24 protein-coding genes are annotated in these 21,030 nt (G+C 44.5%); all 24 read right to left on the bottom strand.

Annotated elements, in window-relative coordinates:
* Window positions 1-16 precede the first annotated feature (16 nt).
* Window positions 17-1,426, bottom strand: coding sequence for a DUF342 domain-containing protein (locus J7E78_RS06360; RefSeq protein WP_215075434.1), 1,410 nt, complete (start codon window positions 1,424-1,426; stop codon window positions 17-19).
* Between the two features lie 62 nt (window positions 1,427-1,488).
* A complete protein-coding gene (locus J7E78_RS06365; RefSeq protein ID WP_017689160.1) occupies window positions 1,489-2,277 on the bottom strand; it encodes a FliA/WhiG family RNA polymerase sigma factor in 789 nt (262 codons plus the stop codon).
* Between the two features lie 15 nt (window positions 2,278-2,292).
* Complete coding sequence (locus J7E78_RS06370) at window positions 2,293-2,736, bottom strand: hypothetical protein (protein WP_215075435.1); 444 nt, start codon at window positions 2,734-2,736, stop codon at window positions 2,293-2,295.
* Window positions 2,737-2,740: 4 nt separating this feature from the next.
* Window positions 2,741-3,238, bottom strand: a complete 498-nt coding sequence (locus tag J7E78_RS06375) for a chemotaxis protein CheD (protein ID WP_017689162.1) — start codon at window positions 3,236-3,238, stop codon at window positions 2,741-2,743.
* Window positions 3,231-3,851 carry a chemotaxis protein CheC gene (locus J7E78_RS06380; protein WP_215075563.1) on the bottom strand — a complete coding sequence of 207 codons (621 nt, stop codon included), beginning with the start codon at window positions 3,849-3,851 and terminating at the stop codon, window positions 3,231-3,233. Before J7E78_RS06380 ends, J7E78_RS06375 begins: the two co-directional genes overlap by 8 nt.
* Before the next feature lie 10 nt (window positions 3,852-3,861).
* Window positions 3,862-4,323: a chemotaxis protein CheW gene (locus J7E78_RS06385; protein WP_036609340.1), complete on the bottom strand. Its 462-nt coding sequence runs from the start codon at window positions 4,321-4,323 to the stop codon at window positions 3,862-3,864.
* A 41-nt stretch (window positions 4,324-4,364) separates the two neighbouring features.
* A complete protein-coding gene (locus tag J7E78_RS06390; RefSeq protein ID WP_215075436.1) occupies window positions 4,365-6,437 on the bottom strand; it encodes a chemotaxis protein CheW in 2,073 nt (690 codons plus the stop codon).
* Between the two features lie 32 nt (window positions 6,438-6,469).
* Window positions 6,470-7,912, bottom strand: a complete 1,443-nt coding sequence (gene cheB, locus J7E78_RS06395) for a chemotaxis-specific protein-glutamate methyltransferase CheB (protein ID WP_215075437.1) — start codon at window positions 7,910-7,912, stop codon at window positions 6,470-6,472.
* A 32-nt stretch (window positions 7,913-7,944) separates the two neighbouring features.
* Complete coding sequence (locus tag J7E78_RS06400; RefSeq protein ID WP_215075438.1) at window positions 7,945-8,832, bottom strand: MinD/ParA family protein; 888 nt, start codon at window positions 8,830-8,832, stop codon at window positions 7,945-7,947.
* Complete coding sequence (flhF, locus tag J7E78_RS06405) at window positions 8,829-10,181, bottom strand: flagellar biosynthesis protein FlhF (RefSeq protein WP_215075439.1); 1,353 nt, start codon at window positions 10,179-10,181, stop codon at window positions 8,829-8,831. The genes J7E78_RS06400 and flhF overlap by 4 nt, the downstream gene beginning before the upstream one ends.
* A complete protein-coding gene (gene flhA, locus J7E78_RS06410) occupies window positions 10,178-12,211 on the bottom strand; it encodes a flagellar biosynthesis protein FlhA (RefSeq protein ID WP_215075440.1) in 2,034 nt (677 codons plus the stop codon). The genes flhF and flhA overlap by 4 nt, the downstream gene beginning before the upstream one ends.
* A gap of 25 nt (window positions 12,212-12,236) precedes the next feature.
* A complete protein-coding gene (flhB, locus tag J7E78_RS06415) occupies window positions 12,237-13,319 on the bottom strand; it encodes a flagellar biosynthesis protein FlhB (RefSeq protein WP_215075441.1) in 1,083 nt (360 codons plus the stop codon).
* A gap of 23 nt (window positions 13,320-13,342) precedes the next feature.
* Complete coding sequence (fliR, locus tag J7E78_RS06420) at window positions 13,343-14,131, bottom strand: flagellar biosynthetic protein FliR (RefSeq protein ID WP_017689171.1); 789 nt, start codon at window positions 14,129-14,131, stop codon at window positions 13,343-13,345.
* 10 nt (window positions 14,132-14,141) lie between these two features.
* Window positions 14,142-14,411 (bottom strand): flagellar biosynthesis protein FliQ, encoded by a 270-nt coding sequence (gene fliQ / locus J7E78_RS06425; protein WP_047842485.1) that lies wholly within the window; start codon window positions 14,409-14,411, stop codon window positions 14,142-14,144.
* A 25-nt stretch (window positions 14,412-14,436) separates the two neighbouring features.
* Window positions 14,437-15,192, bottom strand: coding sequence for a flagellar type III secretion system pore protein FliP (gene fliP / locus J7E78_RS06430; protein ID WP_036609355.1), 756 nt, complete (start codon window positions 15,190-15,192; stop codon window positions 14,437-14,439).
* Entirely contained in the window at window positions 15,189-15,725 is a 537-nt protein-coding gene (locus J7E78_RS06435; protein WP_215075564.1) for a flagellar biosynthetic protein FliO, read from the bottom strand. Before J7E78_RS06435 ends, fliP begins: the two co-directional genes overlap by 4 nt.
* Window positions 15,726-15,736: 11 nt before the next feature.
* Complete coding sequence (locus tag J7E78_RS06440) at window positions 15,737-16,102, bottom strand: response regulator (protein ID WP_017689175.1); 366 nt, start codon at window positions 16,100-16,102, stop codon at window positions 15,737-15,739.
* A gap of 28 nt (window positions 16,103-16,130) precedes the next feature.
* Window positions 16,131-17,405 (bottom strand): flagellar motor switch phosphatase FliY, encoded by a 1,275-nt coding sequence (gene fliY / locus J7E78_RS06445; protein ID WP_215075442.1) that lies wholly within the window; start codon window positions 17,403-17,405, stop codon window positions 16,131-16,133.
* Window positions 17,395-18,393 (bottom strand): flagellar motor switch protein FliM, encoded by a 999-nt coding sequence (fliM, locus tag J7E78_RS06450; protein WP_215075443.1) that lies wholly within the window; start codon window positions 18,391-18,393, stop codon window positions 17,395-17,397. Before fliM ends, fliY begins: the two co-directional genes overlap by 11 nt.
* A gap of 39 nt (window positions 18,394-18,432) precedes the next feature.
* The gene (locus tag J7E78_RS06455; RefSeq protein ID WP_215075444.1) at window positions 18,433-18,894 is read right to left on the bottom strand and encodes a flagellar basal body-associated FliL family protein; all 462 of its coding nucleotides are present in this window, start codon (window positions 18,892-18,894) and stop codon (window positions 18,433-18,435) included.
* The gene (locus J7E78_RS06460; RefSeq protein WP_076208897.1) at window positions 18,894-19,115 is read right to left on the bottom strand and encodes a flagellar FlbD family protein; all 222 of its coding nucleotides are present in this window, start codon (window positions 19,113-19,115) and stop codon (window positions 18,894-18,896) included. The genes J7E78_RS06455 and J7E78_RS06460 overlap by 1 nt, the downstream gene beginning before the upstream one ends.
* Before the next feature lie 68 nt (window positions 19,116-19,183).
* Window positions 19,184-20,002 (bottom strand): flagellar basal body rod protein FlgG, encoded by an 819-nt coding sequence (gene flgG / locus J7E78_RS06465; protein ID WP_215075445.1) that lies wholly within the window; start codon window positions 20,000-20,002, stop codon window positions 19,184-19,186.
* 81 nt (window positions 20,003-20,083) lie between these two features.
* Window positions 20,084-20,467, bottom strand: a complete 384-nt coding sequence (locus tag J7E78_RS06470; RefSeq protein ID WP_215075446.1) for a TIGR02530 family flagellar biosynthesis protein — start codon at window positions 20,465-20,467, stop codon at window positions 20,084-20,086.
* Window positions 20,464-21,021: a flagellar hook capping FlgD N-terminal domain-containing protein gene (locus tag J7E78_RS06475; RefSeq protein ID WP_215075447.1), complete on the bottom strand. Its 558-nt coding sequence runs from the start codon at window positions 21,019-21,021 to the stop codon at window positions 20,464-20,466. The genes J7E78_RS06470 and J7E78_RS06475 overlap by 4 nt, the downstream gene beginning before the upstream one ends.
* Window positions 21,022-21,030: the final 9 nt, after the last annotated feature.

The following is a 21,030-nucleotide window of genomic DNA, read 5'->3' on the forward strand; positions in this document are numbered from 1 at the left end:
TGCCTGAATGCTGTACTTAAACGTATGGAACCATCGTAATATCACCATCGTGATAATAAAATGAAATTCGACTCACTGGATCTTTAATAAATTTCGTGTATCTGCCGATAACTATTTTAGAGCCTCCATAAATTATCTTCAGAATATCAACACGAGCCTTACTTGTATCTTCAAGTGCCTTTTCAATTTCAAAGATACGCATTTTCGTTTCTTCACTTATACGAAGAGCAGATTTCTGCGTAGTACTCAGCTTGATTCGCATCGACATCTTATCTGGAGTTAGTTGTCCAACGGCAGCTAATTGATCCAGCAATGTCAAAGCTTTCTTCGTTTTATCCAAGGAATCCATCTGCTCTCTGACTTCCTTGCGCAAATCATTGAGTTCGTTACGCAGCTTTGGCAGCACACCAACTTCAATGGAAGTGACCGTGGACATGCTGTTGCCCACAACACGCGCTGAGACGTTCTGACCAGCCTGGATTGAGCCACCAACGATAAGACCCTTGGTGCCCGCACAGATGACACCGTGGCCAGCACGAATATTGGAATGCATAATACTTTGGGAAACCAGAACATCTTCACCGGCATCCACGTTGCCTTCTTGAATGAAAGTACATTTAACATTATGGCCTGCTTGTACCAGTCCTTTGTTATAACCAATAATACCACCGGTAATTTCGATTGAGCCGCCTGCTTCCAGTTCAGCTCCTTCGACACCTCCGACGACACGAATGTCACCTGCTGCTTTTACTTTAAATCCGGTAAGTACATTGCCTCGTATGACAACTGTGCCTACAAAGTCGATATTTCCTTTATTGTAGTCAACGTCACCATTGACTTCATAAACCGGAAACACATTCAGTTTGTTACCGTCCGTTTTGGTAACCAGCCCATCCAGTGCAGCATACATCGCAGAACCATCCGGGTTAATCACAACGTTTTTCCCAACTTTAAACCGAGCTTCTTTTCCCGGACGATAAGGAATTTCTTCACCCGTTACTGCCCTGCCCGGTATGCCCTCGCAAGGAGCAATCCGCTGTGCAATGATCTGACCACTACGGACATTGTTTAACCGGGTCACTTCTTTGTAATCGACAGTTCCATCTTCTGATTCCAGTGGTCGTCGTTCATTCGTATCGTCCATTCCAACCAGAACCTTGATGAAGCCATCTGTTCCTTGAATGGGAGCCACACCTTCTGCAATCTTGTATTTATCTTTTAAATAGGTTTCAGGGTTGCTCACAAAAAGTAATAATGCCTCTCGCGATACACCTTGTTTGATGCCCTTGTTCGCCACAAATTGTTCAAGTTCATCGATCGTGCAGGCAAAGCCTTCTTCCTCTTTGGAAAATTCAAGGTAGGCTGTGCATTTGTCGTCCGATAAAACAATGTTTAAACATTGTTCCAAAGCAGTCCGCTGTGTCACTGCAATTCTTCCCCCTTTTAGACTTTCCACTCCCCAAACTCCAATGATATTACTTCTCTCTATTAATCTTTACGCATCAACAAATCTTTCTGTTTGTCCAACGTGCCGCGTAATCGCAATATTGCCTTGGAATGTAACTGGGATATACGAGACGGAGAAAGAGACATAACCTCAGCAATTTCACTAAGAGAAAGATCTTCGTAATACAAGAGTGAAACAACCGTTCTCTCTTTTACCGTCAACTTGTCAAGCCCTTGCACCAAGGCTTCCTTCAAATAAAACTCATTCACTTTATAATCTGGATTTTTGGCTTTCTCATCCACCATCAAAGACAGACGAGTCTCAGACTCTTCTTCACGAATGGGGTCCTCCAGCGAGCAAAGTGACATGACTGCCACTTCCTGAAGCATATGTTGAAAATCTTTAGTGGACACGTCCAGATACTCGCTCATTTCCTCATCACTAACAGACCTGAGATAACTTTGTTCCAGCTGTTGGTAGGCGTCTTCGATTCGCTTGGCCTTCTCCCGCACAGAACGCGGAACCCAATCACCTTGACGCAGACCGTCAAGAATGGCTCCGCGGACCCTCCATGATGCATAAGTTTCAAATTGCAGACCACGTTCATAGTCGAACTTCTCCAATGCATCAATTAACCCCATAACGCCATTACTCTCCAAGTCATCCTTGGGAACATTTTTGGGCAAGCCAACAGCCAGTCGACCGGATACATAATTTACAATGTGAAGATACTTTTCAATCAACGTTTTCTTGGCTTCAAGATCTCCATGTTCTTTCCACTTTTCCCACAGATCAGAATGGTTCAAATGTGAAGCTTTACGCTCGTTCAATTGCTTTCACCCTCCTTATTTGTCTGTCAGGTGACGAACGGCCTGCGCCAATTCCTCCGGATCCTTGGTCCGGACAAGTTTAGGCGGATCCAAAGGGGCGAATCCCGTTGGAGCTTTCGTCTCAGATGGCGGAAGATCGTCCCCAGATGAAGCGTTCTGTCCACTCTTGAGCAAATCATTCAGCTCTTGTCCATCGTCTTCGATTTTAATGTCCACCTGTGAACCTCTTTGATCTTGAGCACTTGGTGAATCATAACCATACCCACTTCCCTCGATCTGAGGGTTCAGCAGCAATCCCAATCCCCAGCGTAAACCATAGGCTAGGACAAACCAGGCTACGAATCCGATCAATCCGCGAATTAAACTGGTCATTAGCACATTGCTGCTGTATGCTACAAAAAAAGTAAGAATAAACCCAACGATGCCTGCTCCAAGATTAATGCGGTAGTTTCCTATCATAGTCTTATAGTTCCTTTACACCCATTTGGACACTTCGAATAGTCAAAAGCCCAGTTTCACAATCCATCTCAATCGTTCGTCCATAATTCCCACCCGTATCTTCTGCTAGAAGAGGGATGTTGAGTTTTTGAAGCCACTCTCGACAAGAATCTGCATTTCGTGGTCCAATGCGCATGGTATCTCCAGCGCCAGCAAAGGCAAACATCTGAGAGCCTCCGGCCATTTTAGACACAATACGTGAGTGAGAAGCGCCTAGTTTTATCATCTTTTCCAAAAGCTCAGGCAACGCCGTATCCGCATATTTCGCAGTGTTCAGTTTCCCTTCACGGGCGATCTCTGAAGTAGGAAGCATGACATGCGCCATTCCAGCCAGCTTCAAATGTGGGTCATACATTGTTAATCCCACACACGAACCCAAGCCAGTCGTACGGATTACACCAGGAAGATGAGCGATGTTTAAATCCGCCATACCGACTTTAACGACGCTTTTGTCCTCAATCATGGCTCAGTGGCACCCCTAGCGATTCAAATATCTTTGCAAAGGATGGTGGATCCGGAATGAGGAAAAACTGACCCTCAACTTGATCTTCACCTTCAAAGAAAGATGTGTCAATCAACAATGCAGCGTCACCCATCTCGCCAAATTGCAGCAAGCCATAACTTAGAATGGCACCCGCCATGTCGATGGCAAGTCCAGGAACAGTTGGATACATAGACAACTTCGTGAAATCTGCCAAAGAAGAAAGGTAGGATCCAGCCAAAATATTTCCAATCTCGGAAAGCGCTGATTGTTCCATATCTGTAAAAGCGAGTCCTTCTTTCAGTTCAAACCCGGCAAGTCTATTCAACAACATTTTAGCAGCCTCTGGTGTCATCATAAAGAAAAGATTTCCCGGTGCTTCGCCTTCTACACGAAGAAACACGGTAACCACGATGCGTTCATCTCCGCCCACTTTTTCGGCAACTTCTTCAAAAGGGAGCATTTGTACTGTAGGTACACCCATGTCAATCGGTCTGTTGAGGAGTTGAGACAACGCCGTTGCGGCGTTGCCTGCTCCAATGTTACCGACCTCTTTGAGCACATCCATCTGGAATACCTCAAATCGGTTGAACATCTCCACGGTACTAGCCCTCAACACTTTCCAGCTGTACAATCTCGCTTTTATTTAATACTTCGTTTAGGTTGAGCATAATCAACAAGCGTGAATCCTCCAATTTAGCAACACCTCGCAGGTATCTCGCTTTGACGCCGCCAACCACTTCTGGCGGGCTATCGATCGCACTGCTCTTGATGTCAATAACATCATTAGCAGAATCTACAATAAAGCCAACTTGCATGTCGTCTACACCTACGATAACAATACGAGTCTGATCCGTGTATTCCGTTTCCGGAAGGGAGAAACGACCGCGCAGATCAATGACTGGAATTACAACACCGCGTAGATTAATAACTCCTTTTACAAAGGAAAGTGTCTTGGGAACACGGGTAATTGGCATCATGCGCTCAATCGTCTGAACCTTGTCTACCTCAATACCATACTCTTCGGAACCCAATTTAAAGACGATGACTTTCAACTCTTCTTCCATGTAAAAAACCTCCCTATTAAATGTAAGACTTTGCTCTATGCTTATTTAATAAATGCATTAGGATCAAGAATCAGGGCTACTTGTCCATCTCCGAGAATGGTTGCTCCAGAGATTCCTTCAATAGCAGGAAGATAGGTTCCCATTGATTTGAGAACAATCTCACTTTGTCCAATAAATTCTTCAACAGCTACGGCTGCAAGACGGTCGCCTTTGCGAATCACGACAATTTCTGTTTCCTGCTCCTCAGCGTCATTGAAATCCGGTACGGAGAAAACTTCGCTTAAGGACAAGTAAGGAATCAGTGACTCACGGAACGTGATCATTTTATTGCCGTGAATATTACGAACTTGCTCACGTTGTACAATGGCCGTCTCTACAATGGAAGATAACGGAACAGCATATTTCTCTGAACCAAGTCGTACAAGCATTGCAGCAATAATGGATAGAGTCAACGGAAGCTGAACAGAGAAGTTTGTGCCTTTGCCTGGAGTTGAATGAATCGTTACATTACCGCCAAGCGAAGTGATCTTCGATTTTACTACATCCAAGCCAACGCCCCGGCCAGAGATATCCGAGATAATATCAGCAGTACTAAAACCAGGTGCGAACAACAGTTGATTCACTTCATCGTCACTCATCTTGGCACCTTGTTCTTCGGTTACAACACCACGTTTGATCGCGGTTTTCAAAAGCTTGTCGCGGTAGATACCTTTACCATCATCTTCAATCTCGATAAATACGTGATTTCCACTGTGGAAGGCACGAAGGTTTACTATACCCATCTCTGGTTTACCTGCAGCTACACGCTCTGTAATGGATTCCACACCATGGTCAACCGCGTTACGCAGTAAATGCACAAGCGGATCACCAATCTCATCAATTACCGTACGATCCAGTTCCGTCTCAGCACCTGTAATCACCAGATCGATTTTTTTATCAAGTGTCTTAGCCAGATCACGGATCATGCGCGGGAATCGATTAAATACGGTATCTACCGGAACCATACGCAATTTCAGTACAATATTTTGCAGATCTGTGCTAACTCGACTTAGATGAGCTACTGTATCGGATAAATCATTGTTGCCTGTCTCAGTGGCCAGTTGCTCCAGACGTGAACGGTCGATCAATAATTCACTGAACAGGTTCATCAATACGTCGAGACGTTCAATATCCACACGAATGGTACGCGAAGGTGCAGCAGCTTGCTTCGGTGCAGCTGTTTTAGCTGGTGCCGTTGTGGCTTCTTCTTTGGGTACAGAATTCTTATCCGGCGAAGCAACCTCAGCTACAGCTGTTGGTGCAGGTGGTGCTTCAACTGTAGCTGCTACCTGATTGGCCATCTGCTGAAGAGTCTCCTGATCCAGTTGAATGAGCTTCGCACTTTCAATTTCAGAGATACTCATGATGCCTTCTTCCAGTTCGTGCGCCTCTTTAGTTGTTATGTAATACAACGAGAAACTGCGCTCAAACTTCTCCTGCTCAATATCCTGAACGGATGGGTAAGCCTTAACGACTTCACCTGAACGTTCCAGCATATCAAAGACCATATAAGCCCGTACACCTTTTAACTGGCTATGCTCGCTAACAAGCACATCCACGTAGAACACACGATGACCTTCGGCGATCGACTGATCCAGCACTGAATATTGGTATTCATCCAGCTCCACAGCCGAAGAGATTGAAGCGTTAGCCGGCTTGTTTGTTTCTGTAGCAGGTCCATTTCCGTTTGTCATTTCACCATTTTCAATGGCTTGAAGTGAAGCTACGATTGACGACACATCTGCTTTACCTTGTCCACCTTCGGTAATATCCTGAACCATGGTTTCCAAAGCGTCCAGACTCTTGAACATGGTATCAAAAATGAAGTCCTGCATTTTCAACTTCTCATTACGAACCAGATCCAACACATTTTCCATTTTATGTGTCAGTGATGCCAAATCTTCAAAGCCCATAGTTGCTGCCATACCCTTCAAGGTATGAGCGGAGCGGAATATAACCTGAACTATGCCCAGGTCTTCCGGATTGCCTTCAAGTTGAAGCATGTTTTCGTTAAGCGATTGCAGATGATCATTAGACTCATCAATAAACATGGATAAATATTGGTTCATGTCCATTGTGAGGCACCTCCTCCGTGAGTTACACTCCGTTATTTCACTGCTTGAACAAGTTTAGACGCAATCTCCTGCAATGGCAGAAGATGACGAACGCATTGCAGCTCTACAGCAGAACGCGGCATACCATATACAACACATGTTTCTTCATTCTCGGCAAAGGTTGATGTAACTCCAGCTTCGTATAATCTCTTCATCATACGTGCTCCATCACTTCCCATTCCCGTCAGCAAAACAAGATGCCTTTGTAAAGATGTAAACGGCAGAAGTGACTCAAACATCGTATCCACTGAAGGTCTATGTCCATTCACTGGTTGATCTTCAGTCAGCTTCACGATAAACTTCCCGTCTGCTGTTTTGTTAACTTTCACATGGAATCCGCCGGGCGCTATATAGGCGGTTCCTTTTTTCAGAACCATGCCCTCTTCAGCTTCAACCACATGCAGTGGACTGAATGTATTCAATCGTTGAGCCAGAGAACGTGTGAAATTGGGCGGCATATGCTGCACAATAATGACCGGTGCAGGCAAATCAGCAGGCAACTGCTCGAGCAATGTCTTGAGAGCCCTCGGTCCACCCGTAGAACAACCTATTGCCACAAGTTTGTTGAATGGCCCTTCCAGCCCCCCTCCACCTTTGGGGACAGGATTAGGTTTGATTACATCCTTGGCTTTTGCAGAGGCAGAGGTTGCCGCTATTTGATCAGCCGCCACTCTAGCTGCATTAGGTAGTCGAACTTCCTTTGGAGTCTGTACTGGATTAGCTGACCTCACTGCTTTTTCTGCCTTCGTCCCCGAATTACGCTCAGCCTTTGGCAAAGGCTCCGGTTTATTCTCTACGCGACCTGGTTTTGAAGGTGACAATGGTTCAATTGGTTTCTTTGATTTGGCCTGAAAGGCTTCAGTCCGCTCTCGAAGAGAGCGTTGATTCGTCTGGACAGGTTCGATCGTTTTTTTCACAGGCTCCGCTCGATCCCTGGCCGGCATTTCTTTCTGCACTGGCTGAGTTGGGGGAGCAACTGCTCCTCGCAACATGTCTCTATTTTTCATGGATAACTCGCGATCAGCTTTTCTTTTGATCTCATTCATCGCAGCACGCATGCACTCAACCAAGGCTTTACCGACTTGAGCAATATCCTGGTCATGTGAAATAGATGGTTTGCGAATGAAGTCAAATGCCCCGGCTTCAAGCGCCATAATGGTTTCTTTCATGCCTTGTTCATTGATACCAGAGAGCATAATCACGGGTACGAAGGATTCCTTCATAATTGATTTTAATGCATCCAACCCATTCATTTCGGGCATCTCAACGTCCATTGTAATAATATCGGGTTTCAATTCTAGTGATTTTTGAATCGCTTCTCTACCGTTTGATGCCGTTGCCGTAACCTTGAATTCCGGATCCGCTTGGATCAAATCCGTAACAATCTTACGCATAAAAGCGGAATCATCGACAACCAATACTTGATACGCCGCCATGTTGTGTCACCCCTGTTTCCTTTATTCAGAAATCATGTTGTCCGTTTAAGCCACTTATTCATAAATCCCCTGATTCCTGTCAAGGTTCCGGATCCCGGAGTTGCAGGTACAGCCAGATAACGAAGAGCAAGTTTCTCTATATCTCTAGAGGCTTTGGCATTGGGATAAGCCAGACTATAGGGCATTTGCCTTTTAACCGCCTTGACTACCTGGGCGTCTTCTGAAATATACCCAAGCAGCGGAATATCCGTCTGCAAAAACCGCCTCGCCACTCCAGCTATTTTATCTGCCACCCGTTCCGCTTCTCGTTCGTCTTCCACCCGGTTAACGATCATCCGAAAGGGCGTAGCATTTTCCTGGCCGTGCATAACTTTGACTAAAGCATAAGCATCGGTTATTGAAGTCGGTTCAGGTGTCGTTATAATCAGGCATTCATCAGCAGCACCGATGAACTTCATATTCTCTCTGGAGAGTCCTGCCCCAGTGTCAAAGATGACATAATCCATTTCCTGGGCAATATCCTCGACTTGACTGGCGAAGAACTCCAGATCACGATCAGACAATGAGAACAACTCTTTCATGCCCGATCCTCCAGCGATGTAAGGCAAACCACTGGCACCCAGTTGTATGATCTCCCTTATGGATTTTTGTCGGTACAACAGGTGGTAAAGATTATAGGAAGAAGACGTACCCATAAGAACATCAATATTAGCCATTCCAATATCGGCATCAAACACAAGTACCTTTTGCCCCAAAGCCTGCAATGCCAAGGCAAAGTTCAGTGTAAAATTGGATTTACCAACACCTCCCTTACCACTGGCCACAGTAATGATTTTCGAGGATCGAATATCTCGCTCAATGCCTTCCAATTCCAATGGCGCGGAGACCATACTTCGAAGTGCAGCTGCCTGATCCTTCATTGTGACCATTCTCCCAGCAACTGTTTAGACAACGAATCTGCATCCGGCTTCAACAAATCGTCCGGAACATTTTGTCCATTTGCCACATATGCGAGCTTGAGTGGAAAGCGGTGTAACAAGTTAAATAGCGGGCCGCAGCTCCCAGTCTCATCCATTTTGGTGAAAATCACCTTATCCAGACCATATTTACTGAAATGTTCCGTGATCTGAACCATATCAGCACTTTTGGAAGTCATACTCATGACCAGAAAGGTTTCGCTATTCTCTACAGGAGCAAGCAAACTTTGCAGTTCCGAAACAAGTAACTCATTTCTGTAGTTTCTACCCGCTGTATCCATAAAGATCAAGTCACAATTCTCTAATCGAGAAATGGCACGTTGTGTATCACCGGGTGATTGTACCACCTCAAGTGGAACATTCAGTATAGATGCATATGTTCTAAGCTGTTCTACCGCCGAGATCCGATACGTGTCTGATGTAATGAATCCAACTTTACGCTGTTTTTTAAACATTTGTTCAGCAGCCAATTTTGCAATTGTCGTAGTTTTCCCTACACCTGTTGGTCCAGCTACATAGACGATTCGCGTGGTAGGAAGAATGCCTTCTTCAATACGTTGCTCCAAAAAGTGCATGACCTCAAGCTTCACTACTTGCTCTACATCCTGTTCTTTCAATCCATCCTCAGACCATTTTACTTGAATCGAATCAAACCAGGATTCCCATACTTCAGGCCAAACTTCTTGTTCTGTCAAACGTTCTCGGATCATATGAAGTTCCTCTGGCACAGGGTCCGCAGAAGTACCTTGCTTTGAAAGCCTGGTCACCATCTGTTTTAGATCCTGCAATTCAGTCATCAACTTATCCTGCTGCAGCTCTGAACCTGTTGGCTTCGAACCAGTTGTTGAACCCGAAAAATCCGCCCCTTGCGGTCGCGGTTTATGATCCGTGCTCGAAGAACCTGAGCCGCTGTCTATGTCTGAACCGATATTACGCGATTCAAACACAGACGGGGCAGCAACAGATTGGTCCTGTACACTTTGATCAGCTGTATTCGTTGTCGCCGACTCATCAGAAGCCGCAACAAACGAACGAGCTGTTTGCCGATAAGTCTCAGGTACTAATGCACGAGGTACAGGTGTGAATTGATTTTGTACTGGCTTTGTTGTTTGCTTGTTTTCTTCCTTATCCACTGCAGCTACAACTTCGATCCGTTTTTTGCGAAACATTCCCATCACACCGCCCACCTTAATCTCTTTGGTGGACAGAATAACGGCATCACTTCCCAGGTCTTTGCGAATTTGAAGCATAGCTTCGGGCATGGTCTCAACAACGTATTGTTTTACTCTCATAAGTTCACCACCCCGATACTTTGAATTTCAACATTCGGCTCCAACTCGCTGTAGGAAAGCACTGGAATGTCCTGCATTGTACGTTCAATAACCTGACGCAGATACATCCGAATGGTTGGAGAAGTTAATACAACAGGTTGTTGACCTGATTGAATCAAACGGTTCACTTGTTCACTGAGCTTCTGATATACACTTTGTGTAGATACAGGGTCTAGCGCAAGATAACTGCCTTGATCCGATTGTTGCACACTTTCAGCAATTTTCTTCTCAAGACCAGGTCCAACCGTGATCACTCGAAGTGTCTCACCTTTCTGTGAAAACTGCTGAGTAATCTGACGTGAGAGGGATTGTCTGACGTATTCAGTCAGCACATCAGGATCCTTCGTATACGTACCATAGTCAGCCAGAGTCTCGAAGATGGTCACCATATCCCGAATAGATATTTTCTCACGCAATAACTTGGCAAGCACTTTCTGTACATCACCAATGGAAAGTAGAGAAGGGATCAGTTCATCCACAAGAGCAGAATAGTTCTCTCTGAGATTATCCACAAGTGCTTTTGTCTCTTGTCTTCCAAGTAACTCATGCGCATGTTTCTTAATCAGTTCCGTCAGATGTGTAGCCACAACGGAAGGCGGGTCTACGACCGTATATCCCGCAAGTTCCGCTCTGTCTTTGGTTACTTCATCAATCCATAGTGCTGGAAGTCCAAAAGCAGGCTCCGTCGTTTCAATACCTGTCACAGACTCCTCATCATAACCAGGACTCATGGCAAGGTAATGATTCAACAACAGTTCTCCTCCTCCTACCACATTACCCTTGATTTTGATAACATACTCATTGGGTCTGAGCTGGATATTATCTCGAATCCGTATGACCGGAACGACCAAGCCCAGTTCAAGAGCACACTGCCTCCGAATCATAATGATCCGATCCAATAAGTCCCCACCCTGTTGATTATCAGCAAGCGGGATTAAACCATAACCAAATTCAAACTCAATAGGGTCCACCTGAAGCAGATTAATTACACTTTCAGGACTTCTAACCTCTTCAATCTGCTGTTCTTCTTCCAACTGTTCTTCCGCTACTTGTTTCAAATTCAGATTATTCTGCATACGCCACGCGGAATATGCCAACACACCTGCCAATGGAAGCGTAGTAATAACATGAATTGGTGTGAAGAAACCGAGCATGGCAATAACGAAAGCTACGATATAAATGAGTATTGGATATGTAAACAGTTGCCCCGTAATATCATCTGCCAAGTTCCCTTCTGATGACGCTCTGGTGACGATAAGTCCTGCTGCTGTGGAAATAAGCAGAGCAGGGATTTGGCTTACCAATCCATCTCCGATAGTCAATACAGAGTACGTTGACATTGCTTCTGCGAAAGCCATCCCATGCACAGTCATACCGATAATAAATCCACCAATGAGATTGATCAGGAGGATAATAATACTTGCAATTGCGTCACCTTTTACGAATTTACTTGCCCCATCCATCGCTCCATAGAAATCCGCTTCACGTTCAATTTTGGAACGACGCTCACGAGCTTGTTGCTCGTTGATCAGACCCGCATTCAGATCCGCATCGATACTCATTTGTTTACCAGGCATCGCATCGAGGGTGAATCGGGCAGCAACTTCAGCTACACGCTCAGACCCCTTTGTAATAACGATAAACTGAACGACAACGAGGATCAAAAACACGATAAATCCAATGGCAATTTGCCCTCCAGCAATCCAGCTACCAAAGGTAGCAACTACGGCTCCGGCATCCCCATCACCAAGGATTAGCTTGGTTGTCGAAATGTTCAGTGCTAGTCGGAATAGTGTAGTGATCAACAGCAAAGCTGGAAAAATGGAAAACTGCAACGCTTCTTTGCTGTTCATAGCGACAAGGAGTATCATCAGTGCAATAGTAATATTGACGACGAGTAACAAGTCCAACAGCCAGGGCGGGATCGGGAGAATCATCATTAACACAATACCAATGATACCCGCAAGGACAGATATATCTTTAATTTTCAATGAATGTACGGCCTCCGATCCCCTTTTATTTCGTTCTGCCCTTTAGTTTATATACATAAGCCAGCACTTCAGCTACAGCTTGAAACAAATCGGCCGGTATGGCGTCACCAATCTCGGCTCTCTGGAACAATGCCCGTGCCAGCGGCTTGTTTTCCATCGTAATAACACCGTTTTCTTTTGCAATTTCCTTAATACGCAAGGCGACATAATCCTGACCTTTGGCAATAATCTGTGGTGCCTCCATCTCGGAACCTTCATACTTTAATGCAACCGCAAAGTGAGTTGGGTTCGTAATGATTACATCCGCATTCGGCACTTCCTGCATCATACGCTGCATAGCCATACGACGCTGGCGTTCCCGGATTTTACCTTTGATCAGCGGGTCACCCTCCATTTTTTTGTACTCATCCTTAATGTCTTGCTTGGACATACGGATCTTCTTCTCATGATCATACTTCTGATACATATAATCAAATATTGCAAGTATCATTAATGCCACTGCAATCTTGATTCCAAGACTTAAAGTGATCGACGCTGCGAAATGTAAAATAGCATCCAATGAAAAATGAGAAAGTGAAGCAATATCTGACTGGTAGCCCTTAATTGTGCTGTAAACGAGATAACCGATAATCGACATTTTCAAAATGGACTTAGCAAATTCCACTAATGAGCGGAGAGAGAATATATTTTTGAAACCTTTAATGGGGTCCAGTTTCTCAAGCTTTGGCTTTAAACCTTCTCCTACAAGAAGAAAACCAACTTGCATGTAGTTAACGATCAAAGCAACCAGTAACGCACCCAGCAAAACGGGAGCGATCAATAACAAAACTTCAATGCCATAGCGCATCATAAGCGCCATTACATTCTCTCCGGTGATTTCCATACTCAATCGATTGATGAAGATATCTGTAAACAGACGAACTATACGTTCTTTATAGAAATTGCTGAATACCATCATGATCAAAAACGCGAACAGAAGAATGGATGCGCCAGATAGTTCAGCGCTTTTTACAACCTGTCCTTTTTTTCGTGTATCCTGTCTCTTTTTCGGGGTAGCTTTCTCCGTCTTCTCCCCTGAAAACAACTGGAGGTCGAGTTGAAGTTTCATCCGTGTCTTTTCCTCCGTTTCACTCAGCCGGGCCTTTGTCCAATGGTTCCAAGCAATTTTTCCATCGATCTGAATATTGCTTCGAACAATTGACTAAATACAAAGGAGAAACTGGGAACCAGCAAAAGCAAAATAGCAAGACCAACGAGTAACTTAAGCGGCAACCCAACTGCAAATACATTAAATTGAGGAGCAGTTTTGGCCAAAAAACCCAATCCAACATCCGTCAAAAACAACGCAACTACAATCGGAGCCGACATCTGAAAAGCCAGCATAAATGATTGACCTAAGGTCTGAATCAAAAATTCAGCAATACTTCCATCTGCCAACCGTAGGAAAAACACATTTGATAATGGCACCCACCGGTAACTGTAAACTATCGCATCCAGCAAATAATGGTGTCCATTCATCGTCAGAAACAGAAGCATAGCAAATGCGTACTTCAAGTTTCCCGTAAGTGGCGCTGAAGCACCTGTCATTGGATCATATACATTGGCCATACCAAAACCGATCTGTAGATCGATAAAGGTCCCCGCAGTCTGAACAGCCGTCATCAACAGATAAGCCACAAAACCTAAAAGCAGGCCAATTAGAATCTCTCTGATGATCAATAAAACATAGCTCAGATCGGTGGGTACGGTCTGGTCTATTCCGTAAATCAAATAGACAGACAATGTGACAAATGCAGAGATACCAATTTTAACTGAAGTTGGCACATTTCGAGCCGAAAAAACTGGCGCAGTTACAAAAAATGATGTGATTCGACAAAACATAAGCAGAGCGACAGGGAAACTTTGCAACAATGTCTCCATTTGCTAAAGCCTACCCTATGTATCTGTATAGATTATCGAGAATGTTAAACGTAAAATCGACCAAGATATTTAAGATCCAAGGTCCAAACAAAAGTACTGCCAGAAGTACGGCAACAATCTTCGGCACAAAAGCTAATGTTTGTTCCTGAATTTGAGTTGTCGCTTGAAAAATACTGATTGCAAGTCCTACAACCAGAGCTAGTATAAGCATGGGTGCACTGGCCAGCAATGACGTGTATACCGCTTTCCCGGCCAGACCGATAATAAATTCCGAAGTCATGACCGTCCTCCTTTAACTTTCCGGATCAAGTGTTAAAACTCAGTAACAGTGACTTGACAACCAGATACCACCCGTCCACAAGGACAAAGAGCAGTATTTTGAAAGGTAATGAGATCATGACCGGTGGAAGCATCATCATCCCCATTGCCATGAGTGTACTCGCGACAACAATGTCTATAACCAGAAACGGAATAAAAATCATAAACCCCATCTGGAAAGCTGTCTTCAACTCACTGATTACATATGCCGGCACCATAACAGTAATTGGGATATCCTGATAGGTCTTTGGTTGTTCAGTCTGATTGTACTTCATAAACAGCAGAAGATCTTTTTCTCTAGTGTGACTAAACATAAATTTCTTCATGGGATCCGCTGCTTTTTCAAGTGCCTCGGTTTGCGTAAGCTCTCCCTGGAGATAGGGCTGAAGCGCTACCTGATTTATGGAAGACAACGTCGGCGACATAATGAAAAGTGTCAGAAATAGCGCCAAACCGACCAGCACCTGATTGGGTGGCATTTGTTGTGTACCCAAAGATGTACGTATAAAACCGAGCACAATCACAATCCGAGTAAAACTGGTCATCAGTACAAGCATTGCTGGAGCAATACTAAGCACCGTAATTAACAGAATGATGGACAGTGAACTCGTGCTTGGTGTTCCTCCATCACCGTTTCCAATCTGAATATCAATATTCGGAATGGGTTCGGCAAAGGCAACCGTTACAGATGCCAGACTGATAAGTCCTAATAAACAACACGCTAACCAAATCTTTTTCTTCATGAATCCCTCGACCGATCTGTAGTATTGTCTTTATCCAGGAGCTCTTCCATCTTCTCTTTACGGTTAGGCATCTGCCGAAGTTTGGATTCAAACATTTCGTGAAAAGAAGTTGTGTCCTCTAGTTCCATTTCCCGTGGCGGTTCTTCTCTACGGAAACGTTTTGTGAGCTTGGCAATGAGAGGTGACAGATTCCCTTGTTGTGCAGCAGCATCTCGTTCGAAGGAAGCAATGATTCTTTTCGCCTCTTCCAGATCCGAAACCTTATCTATCAACTGGATGTCTTCACCTACGCCAAGCAGATATACATTCCCACCAATTTCTATAATTTGCAAGGACTTGTTTTGTCCCAATCCGACCCCGCCAAGGGTACGAATTGTGCCGTGCCGGAACATTTGCTGATTCCGTTTGTTTAAGAACCGGATCAGATAAACAATAAGGACCAGGATGACGGCCAGGACAACAATCACCCATACAAGCTGTAAATAATAATTGGCTCCCGCGCCAGCTGCTTCTGGAAAATCACCCTGAGCCATCATCATGTCTCTTAAACGCCCAGTGTCTTGCTAATCGCTTCGATAACCCGATCAGATTGGAAAGGTTTAACAATAAAGTCTTTAGCACCTGCTTGAATAGCGTCGATTACCATCGCTTGTTGACCCATCGCGGAGCACATAATTACTTTAGCGTTAGCATCAATCTTCTTAATTTCTTTCAAAGCTGCAATGCCATCCATCTCAGGCATCGTAATATCCATTGTGATCAGATCTGGACGAAGCTCTTTAAATTTCTCAATTGCTTGTGAGCCATCCTGTGCCTCACCAACAACCTCATATCCATTTTTGGACAAAATGTCCCGGATCATCATTCTCATAAATGCAGCGTCGTCTACGACTAAAATTCGGTTTGCCATCTTGATTCAAGTCCTCCCTAAATTGTGCTTATTGTAATTTCTGAATTCGGTCCCATTGGCTTACGATATCTATAACACGAACACCAAAGTTTTCGTCAATAACGACAACTTCTCCCTTGGCGATCAGTTTGTTATTCACCAAAATATCGACAGGTTCCCCGGCTAACTTATCCAGTTCGACAATCGAACCCTGTGACAGTTCCAAAATATCTTTAATTTGCTTCTGGGTCCTTCCTAATTCTACGGTGACTTTAAGGGGAATGTCCATCAATAAATTCAAATTGTTTTCGTCTACCTGGCCATACGCCCCATTTTGCAAATTGGCGAATTGAACTGGTTGTACGTTAACATTCCTATTTGGCATTCCACCGTAATGTTGAGGTGCACCATAAGGTTGCTGCGGTGGCACGCCATACGGCTGCTGTGGCGGCATTCCTTGCGGCATACCCATTGGAGCTTGTCCATATCCGTTATAGTCCTGAACAGGCTGCTGAGGAGCCTGTGGGGGCTGCTGGTGTTGAATGGGCGGCTGCTCCGCAACTGGTGGTGGCGTTGCTGGTACAGCTACTGGCGCAGGTTCAAGTGTTGATGCCACTGGTGCGCTGGCAGTTGACTCCTGAGCGCCTCCAATCAGCATATCTACCATATTTTTGGCAAAATGCACTGGAAGCAACTGCATCAGATTGGAATCAATCAGATCCCCGATTAACAAACGAAATGAAACTTGGATGAGGGTCTCATCTGCTGGAAGATTACTTACACCCTCTCCACTCTCCAGATTGAGAATATCGATTCCCGGAGGGGAAATATTCACAAAACGATTAAAAATCGTGGACATTGAGGTTGCAGAGGAACCCATCATCTGGTTCATCGCTTCCTGTACCGCACTAATATGGATTTCATTCAGTTCTTCATCGACCGGATTCCCTTCGCCACCCAGCATCAAATCAGCGATGACTTGAGCATCTCTCTTCTTGATAACAAGTGAGTTAATGCCTTCGAATCCATCCACGTAATTCACATGAACCGCAACATGTGGCTTGGGAAAAGCTTCTTCAAATTGTATTCGACTAATGATGGAAACCTTAGGTGTTGTAATATCTACTTTTAGGCCCAATAGCGTGGACAAAGCCGTTGCCGCGCTACCAAATGTAATGTTACCAATCTCCCCCAAGGCGTCCTGTTCCATCTCAGTCAAAAAATCATCAACCGTCTTTTCAGCGGGTTCCGAGCTGTTTATCGATTCTGATTGCCTGAGCAAAGCATCGATTTCTTCCTGGGATAAATAATCCTTACTCGTCAAATTCTTCAACTCCTTCGGTGACAATCTCGTCTATTTGCACAGCCACACGGTCCTTGATTGTTCCCGGACTGCCTCTATACTTCAGTCTGTCACCCACTTTAATGGAAAGTCCCTCATCAACTGGTTTGTTTAAGGTGATGACATCACCAACAGAAAGACCCAAAAATTCTGCAATTGAAATTCTCGATTCTCCCAATTCCGCAACGATTGGTAACTTGGCTTGGTTCACACGCTCTTTTAGAGCATCATACTCCTCCGGAGCTCTCGTTTTTTTCTCCGAAACAAACCACTGATGAGTTGACAACCGGGACATAATAGGTTCAAGAACGACATGTGGTATACATAGATTGATCATGCCTGTCGTGTCACCGATTTTGGTACTGAGCGAGATCAGAGCAATGGTCTCATTAGGAGATACAATCTGCATAAATTGCGGATTCGTCTCCAGTGCTTCCATCCTTGGGGAAATATCCAATACTGTCTTCCATGCTTCCTGCAAACTTTCAAACGCACGGCTGAATATCCGCTCCATGATGGTCGTCTCAATCTCCGTCATGGATACAATCTTGGTCGGAGCAATTCCGGTTCCACCAAGCAGGCGATCCAACATCGCATATCCCACGTTGGGATGGACTTCCATCACCATTCGTCCCTGTAGTGGCTCCGCTTCAAAAATGTTCAATATCGTCATCTTAGGAATAGAACGGATAAACTCATCATAAGGCAACTGTTCGACCTGAACGACATTGATTTGAACGAACGTCCGCAGTTGGGCTGAAAAATAAGTGGTGAGAAAGCGTGCAAAGTTTTCATGAATACGAGTCAAGCTTCTGATATGGTCTTTGGAAAAACGCACTGCCCGTTTAAAATCGTACGATCTGATTTTCTTCTGAGTTTCTTCCTTCTTCAATTCTTCTGCGTCCATTTCACCAGAAGAAAGGGCTGCTAATAGGGCGTCAATCTCATTTTGTGATAATACATCCACCATGTTCTCACCCCCTTACAGGTCTACAGCGTGTTCTGTTCATTACATTGGTGCTATAACAATGTCTGAAAAACTAGTGCTTTTCAATTTCGGCTCAGGCAATGCCTCATTAATTAGACCTGTCAGTTTCTCATTGAATTGTTTCATACCTTTGGCCGAACTCAGTTCCTCAGCCTTGGTGTCTGCGAGTGCCTGAATAATAATAGGCTTCACCGTAATGCTTTTAATTTTTTCAAAATCTTCTTTGGCTGTTTTGTCAGATAACCTGAAAGAAAAACTAACCATAATAATACGATCCGGATCGGCCAGATTCGTTTTAATCTGTGCAAGCTCTGACGATACCTCTACAATTTCATCCGCAGTCATTTTTTTTTCTTCAGCAGCTGCCGCCGTATGTGTGTCGTCCTTATTCCCGTTCTGTCCTTGCATAAATACAAACACAACCACCACAATGAGTGTTATTGCCAGCAACATTGTTGCAAGCCAGGGCATCATTTTTTTCATCAGGATTCCTCCGTTTGCTGCACTTTAATAGTGGCTGCCTGAACCCCGATTTCACGGTTGTAATCTTTAATCTTGGAAATAACGTCATCGGCTTTTTCAAGCACAATCAGTCTCTTTCCAGTTACCAGAGTAATATACGTATCCGGCGTTTCTTCCACAATTTCAACCATCAGCGCATTTAACCACATGGGAGAACCATTTAACCGCGTAACCGAAATCATGCTAAGCCCCCTTAATCAGAGTGGGAGGAGCAAGCTCCCCCACGTTTTAAAAACTCTTTAATCAGCTATTAACGTTTCAGGTTAACAACTTCCTGAAGTATTTCATCCGACGTTGTAATGATCCGGGAGTTTGCCTGGAATCCACGCTGAGCTACGATCATCTCTGTAAATTCACCGGTCAGATCCACATTAGACATTTCGAGCTGTCCAGCAATGATCGCTCCTGTTCCGTCCTCAGCACTGTTTGCTGTTAAAGGATCAAGAGTACCGTCAGGATTAGCGTTAGCTGTCATCCGGTATAGGTTACCCCCGATTTTTTCCAATCCTTCAGGGTTAACTACCTTCCCTATCCCGATTTGAGTTTCGCCTTCGATTGTTCCATCAGCCATGGTTTGGTTAATCATACCGTTCTGTCCGATTGTAAATGAAACAACATCATCACCAATTGTGATTGCTTCCCCTTCACTGTCTAATACGAAGAGTCCATCAGATGTAACCAGATTACGAGCTGCATCTACATGAAAGTCCCCGGCGCGAGTCAAAAATGGAACTTCCTGATCGTCCCCCATGGAAACTAAGAAGAACCCGTCACCATTAATACGCAAGTCCGTTGGATTGTTTGTTGTCATAGGACTTCCTGCAAGATGCAATGTATCTATAGATCCCACAGATACACCCAAACCGATTTGCTTTGCATTCACACCACCAGATGGAGTATCAGTTGGGGCAGTTACCCCTGCCGTAGTTTGGCTCATAATATCTTTGAACATAACCCGACTGCCTTTAAAGCCAACCGTGTTTACGTTCGCAATATTGTTACCAATTACATCGAGTTTGGTTTGAAAACCCCGCATCCCGGAAACGCCTGAGTACATTGATTTCAACATTTTTAAAAATCCTCCCAGTCTTCATTTGGTTACCGCATCAGTCGGTCAGCGGCATTCCGGCTCCCGAGAAGGGCCAGCCGGTCAAGAAATGATTACAGCACTATCAATCTGAGTGAACACATTATCCTTCATGCTTTCACTATCCATAGCTGTAACCACAGTACGATTTTTGACATTGACGATAAAAGCCATATCCTGCATTAAAATCAATGACTCTTTGGCTCCTTTGGCAGCAGCTTTGTCCAAAGCAGAACCAATCTGTTCCATTTGCTCGCTCTTGAGTTCAATACCACGCTGTTCCAATCGTTTGGCAGCATGATTGCTCAATTTCAGAAGATTATCTTCCAGCACCTTTGCAAAAGGTTTTTCAGGTATAGCCGAAGCTTCTCCCGTTTTGGGTCTTTGAAGCATATTCGGTGTAATCGGGCCTGCGTATAATTGTCCAACCGTTATGCGATCACTCATATCGTTTTCCCGCTATCTTCCGTATCACCCGTTTCAGCGGATGATTCAACTTCCTGGCTCTCGTTTGTTTCAGGGGTTACATCCTGAACGTTCTGTACCGGAGTTTGACTCTCTTCTGCCTGTTTTGGATAATTCACCTGAATGATCTCATCCAGCTTAATCTCGTCGTTGCCCACTTTTGCGTATTGAACGCTATCTCTTACAATGATGGAATCTACAATACCCTGACGAAGAGTTCCGCTATCATCTTTATTAGAAGAAAGCCAACTTACCTCCATGCCAATCATACCGGATACAGCACCAAGGGACTGGTTCAATGTTTTAAGCTGCGTAGAAATATTGACCAGTTGTTCCACTGAGCTGAACTGTGCCATTTGAGCGATAAATTCCTTATCCTCCATCGGCTGCATCGGGTCTTGATTTTGCAGCTGGGTAATCAGGATTTTTAGAAACTGATCTTTACCCAATTCTTTTGTTGCAGCACTTGTGGTTGCTTTATTAGCTGCCGAATAGTTCGGCCAGGTATTATTCATTGAAACAATTTCATTAGCCATTTGCTCACC

The organism is Paenibacillus polymyxa, from assembly GCF_018614975.1.
Lineage (GTDB): Bacteria > Bacillota > Bacilli > Paenibacillales > Paenibacillaceae > Paenibacillus > Paenibacillus polymyxa_E.

Excerpts from the sequence above, each read along its gene's own strand:
- J7E78_RS06370 (WP_215075435.1), bottom strand. The coding sequence starts at position 2,736 with ATGATAGGAAACTACCGCATTAATCTTGGAGCAGGCATCGTTGGGTTT.
- J7E78_RS06375 (WP_017689162.1), bottom strand. The coding sequence starts at position 3,238 with ATGATTGAGGACAAAAGCGTCGTTAAAGTCGGTATGGCGGATTTAAAC.
- J7E78_RS06380 (WP_215075563.1), bottom strand. The coding sequence starts at position 3,851 with ATGTTCAACCGATTTGAGGTATTCCAGATGGATGTGCTCAAAGAGGTC.
- J7E78_RS06385 (WP_036609340.1), bottom strand. The coding sequence starts at position 4,323 with ATGGAAGAAGAGTTGAAAGTCATCGTCTTTAAATTGGGTTCCGAAGAG.
- J7E78_RS06390 (WP_215075436.1), bottom strand. The coding sequence starts at position 6,437 with ATGGACATGAACCAATATTTATCCATGTTTATTGATGAGTCTAATGAT.
- cheB (WP_215075437.1), bottom strand. The coding sequence starts at position 7,912 with ATGGCGGCGTATCAAGTATTGGTTGTCGATGATTCCGCTTTTATGCGT.
- J7E78_RS06400 (WP_215075438.1), bottom strand. The coding sequence starts at position 8,832 with ATGAAGGATCAGGCAGCTGCACTTCGAAGTATGGTCTCCGCGCCATTG.
- flhF (WP_215075439.1), bottom strand. The coding sequence starts at position 10,181 with ATGAGAGTAAAACAATACGTTGTTGAGACCATGCCCGAAGCTATGCTT.
- flhB (WP_215075441.1), bottom strand. The coding sequence starts at position 13,319 with ATGAAACTTCAACTCGACCTCCAGTTGTTTTCAGGGGAGAAGACGGAG.
- fliR (WP_017689171.1), bottom strand. The coding sequence starts at position 14,131 with ATGGAGACATTGTTGCAAAGTTTCCCTGTCGCTCTGCTTATGTTTTGT.
- fliQ (WP_047842485.1), bottom strand. The coding sequence starts at position 14,411 with ATGACTTCGGAATTTATTATCGGTCTGGCCGGGAAAGCGGTATACACG.
- fliP (WP_036609355.1), bottom strand. The coding sequence starts at position 15,192 with ATGAAGAAAAAGATTTGGTTAGCGTGTTGTTTATTAGGACTTATCAGT.
- J7E78_RS06435 (WP_215075564.1), bottom strand. The coding sequence starts at position 15,725 with ATGGCTCAGGGTGATTTTCCAGAAGCAGCTGGCGCGGGAGCCAATTAT.
- J7E78_RS06440 (WP_017689175.1), bottom strand. The coding sequence starts at position 16,102 with ATGGCAAACCGAATTTTAGTCGTAGACGACGCTGCATTTATGAGAATG.
- fliM (WP_215075443.1), bottom strand. The coding sequence starts at position 18,393 with ATGGTGGATGTATTATCACAAAATGAGATTGACGCCCTATTAGCAGCC.
- J7E78_RS06455 (WP_215075444.1), bottom strand. The coding sequence starts at position 18,894 with ATGAAAAAAATGATGCCCTGGCTTGCAACAATGTTGCTGGCAATAACA.
- J7E78_RS06460 (WP_076208897.1), bottom strand. The coding sequence starts at position 19,115 with ATGATTTCGGTTACGCGGTTAAATGGTTCTCCCATGTGGTTAAATGCG.
- flgG (WP_215075445.1), bottom strand. The coding sequence starts at position 20,002 with ATGTTGAAATCAATGTACTCAGGCGTTTCCGGGATGCGGGGTTTTCAA.
- J7E78_RS06470 (WP_215075446.1), bottom strand. The coding sequence starts at position 20,467 with ATGAGTGATCGCATAACGGTTGGACAATTATACGCAGGCCCGATTACA.
- J7E78_RS06475 (WP_215075447.1), bottom strand. The coding sequence starts at position 21,021 with ATGGCTAATGAAATTGTTTCAATGAATAATACCTGGCCGAACTATTCG.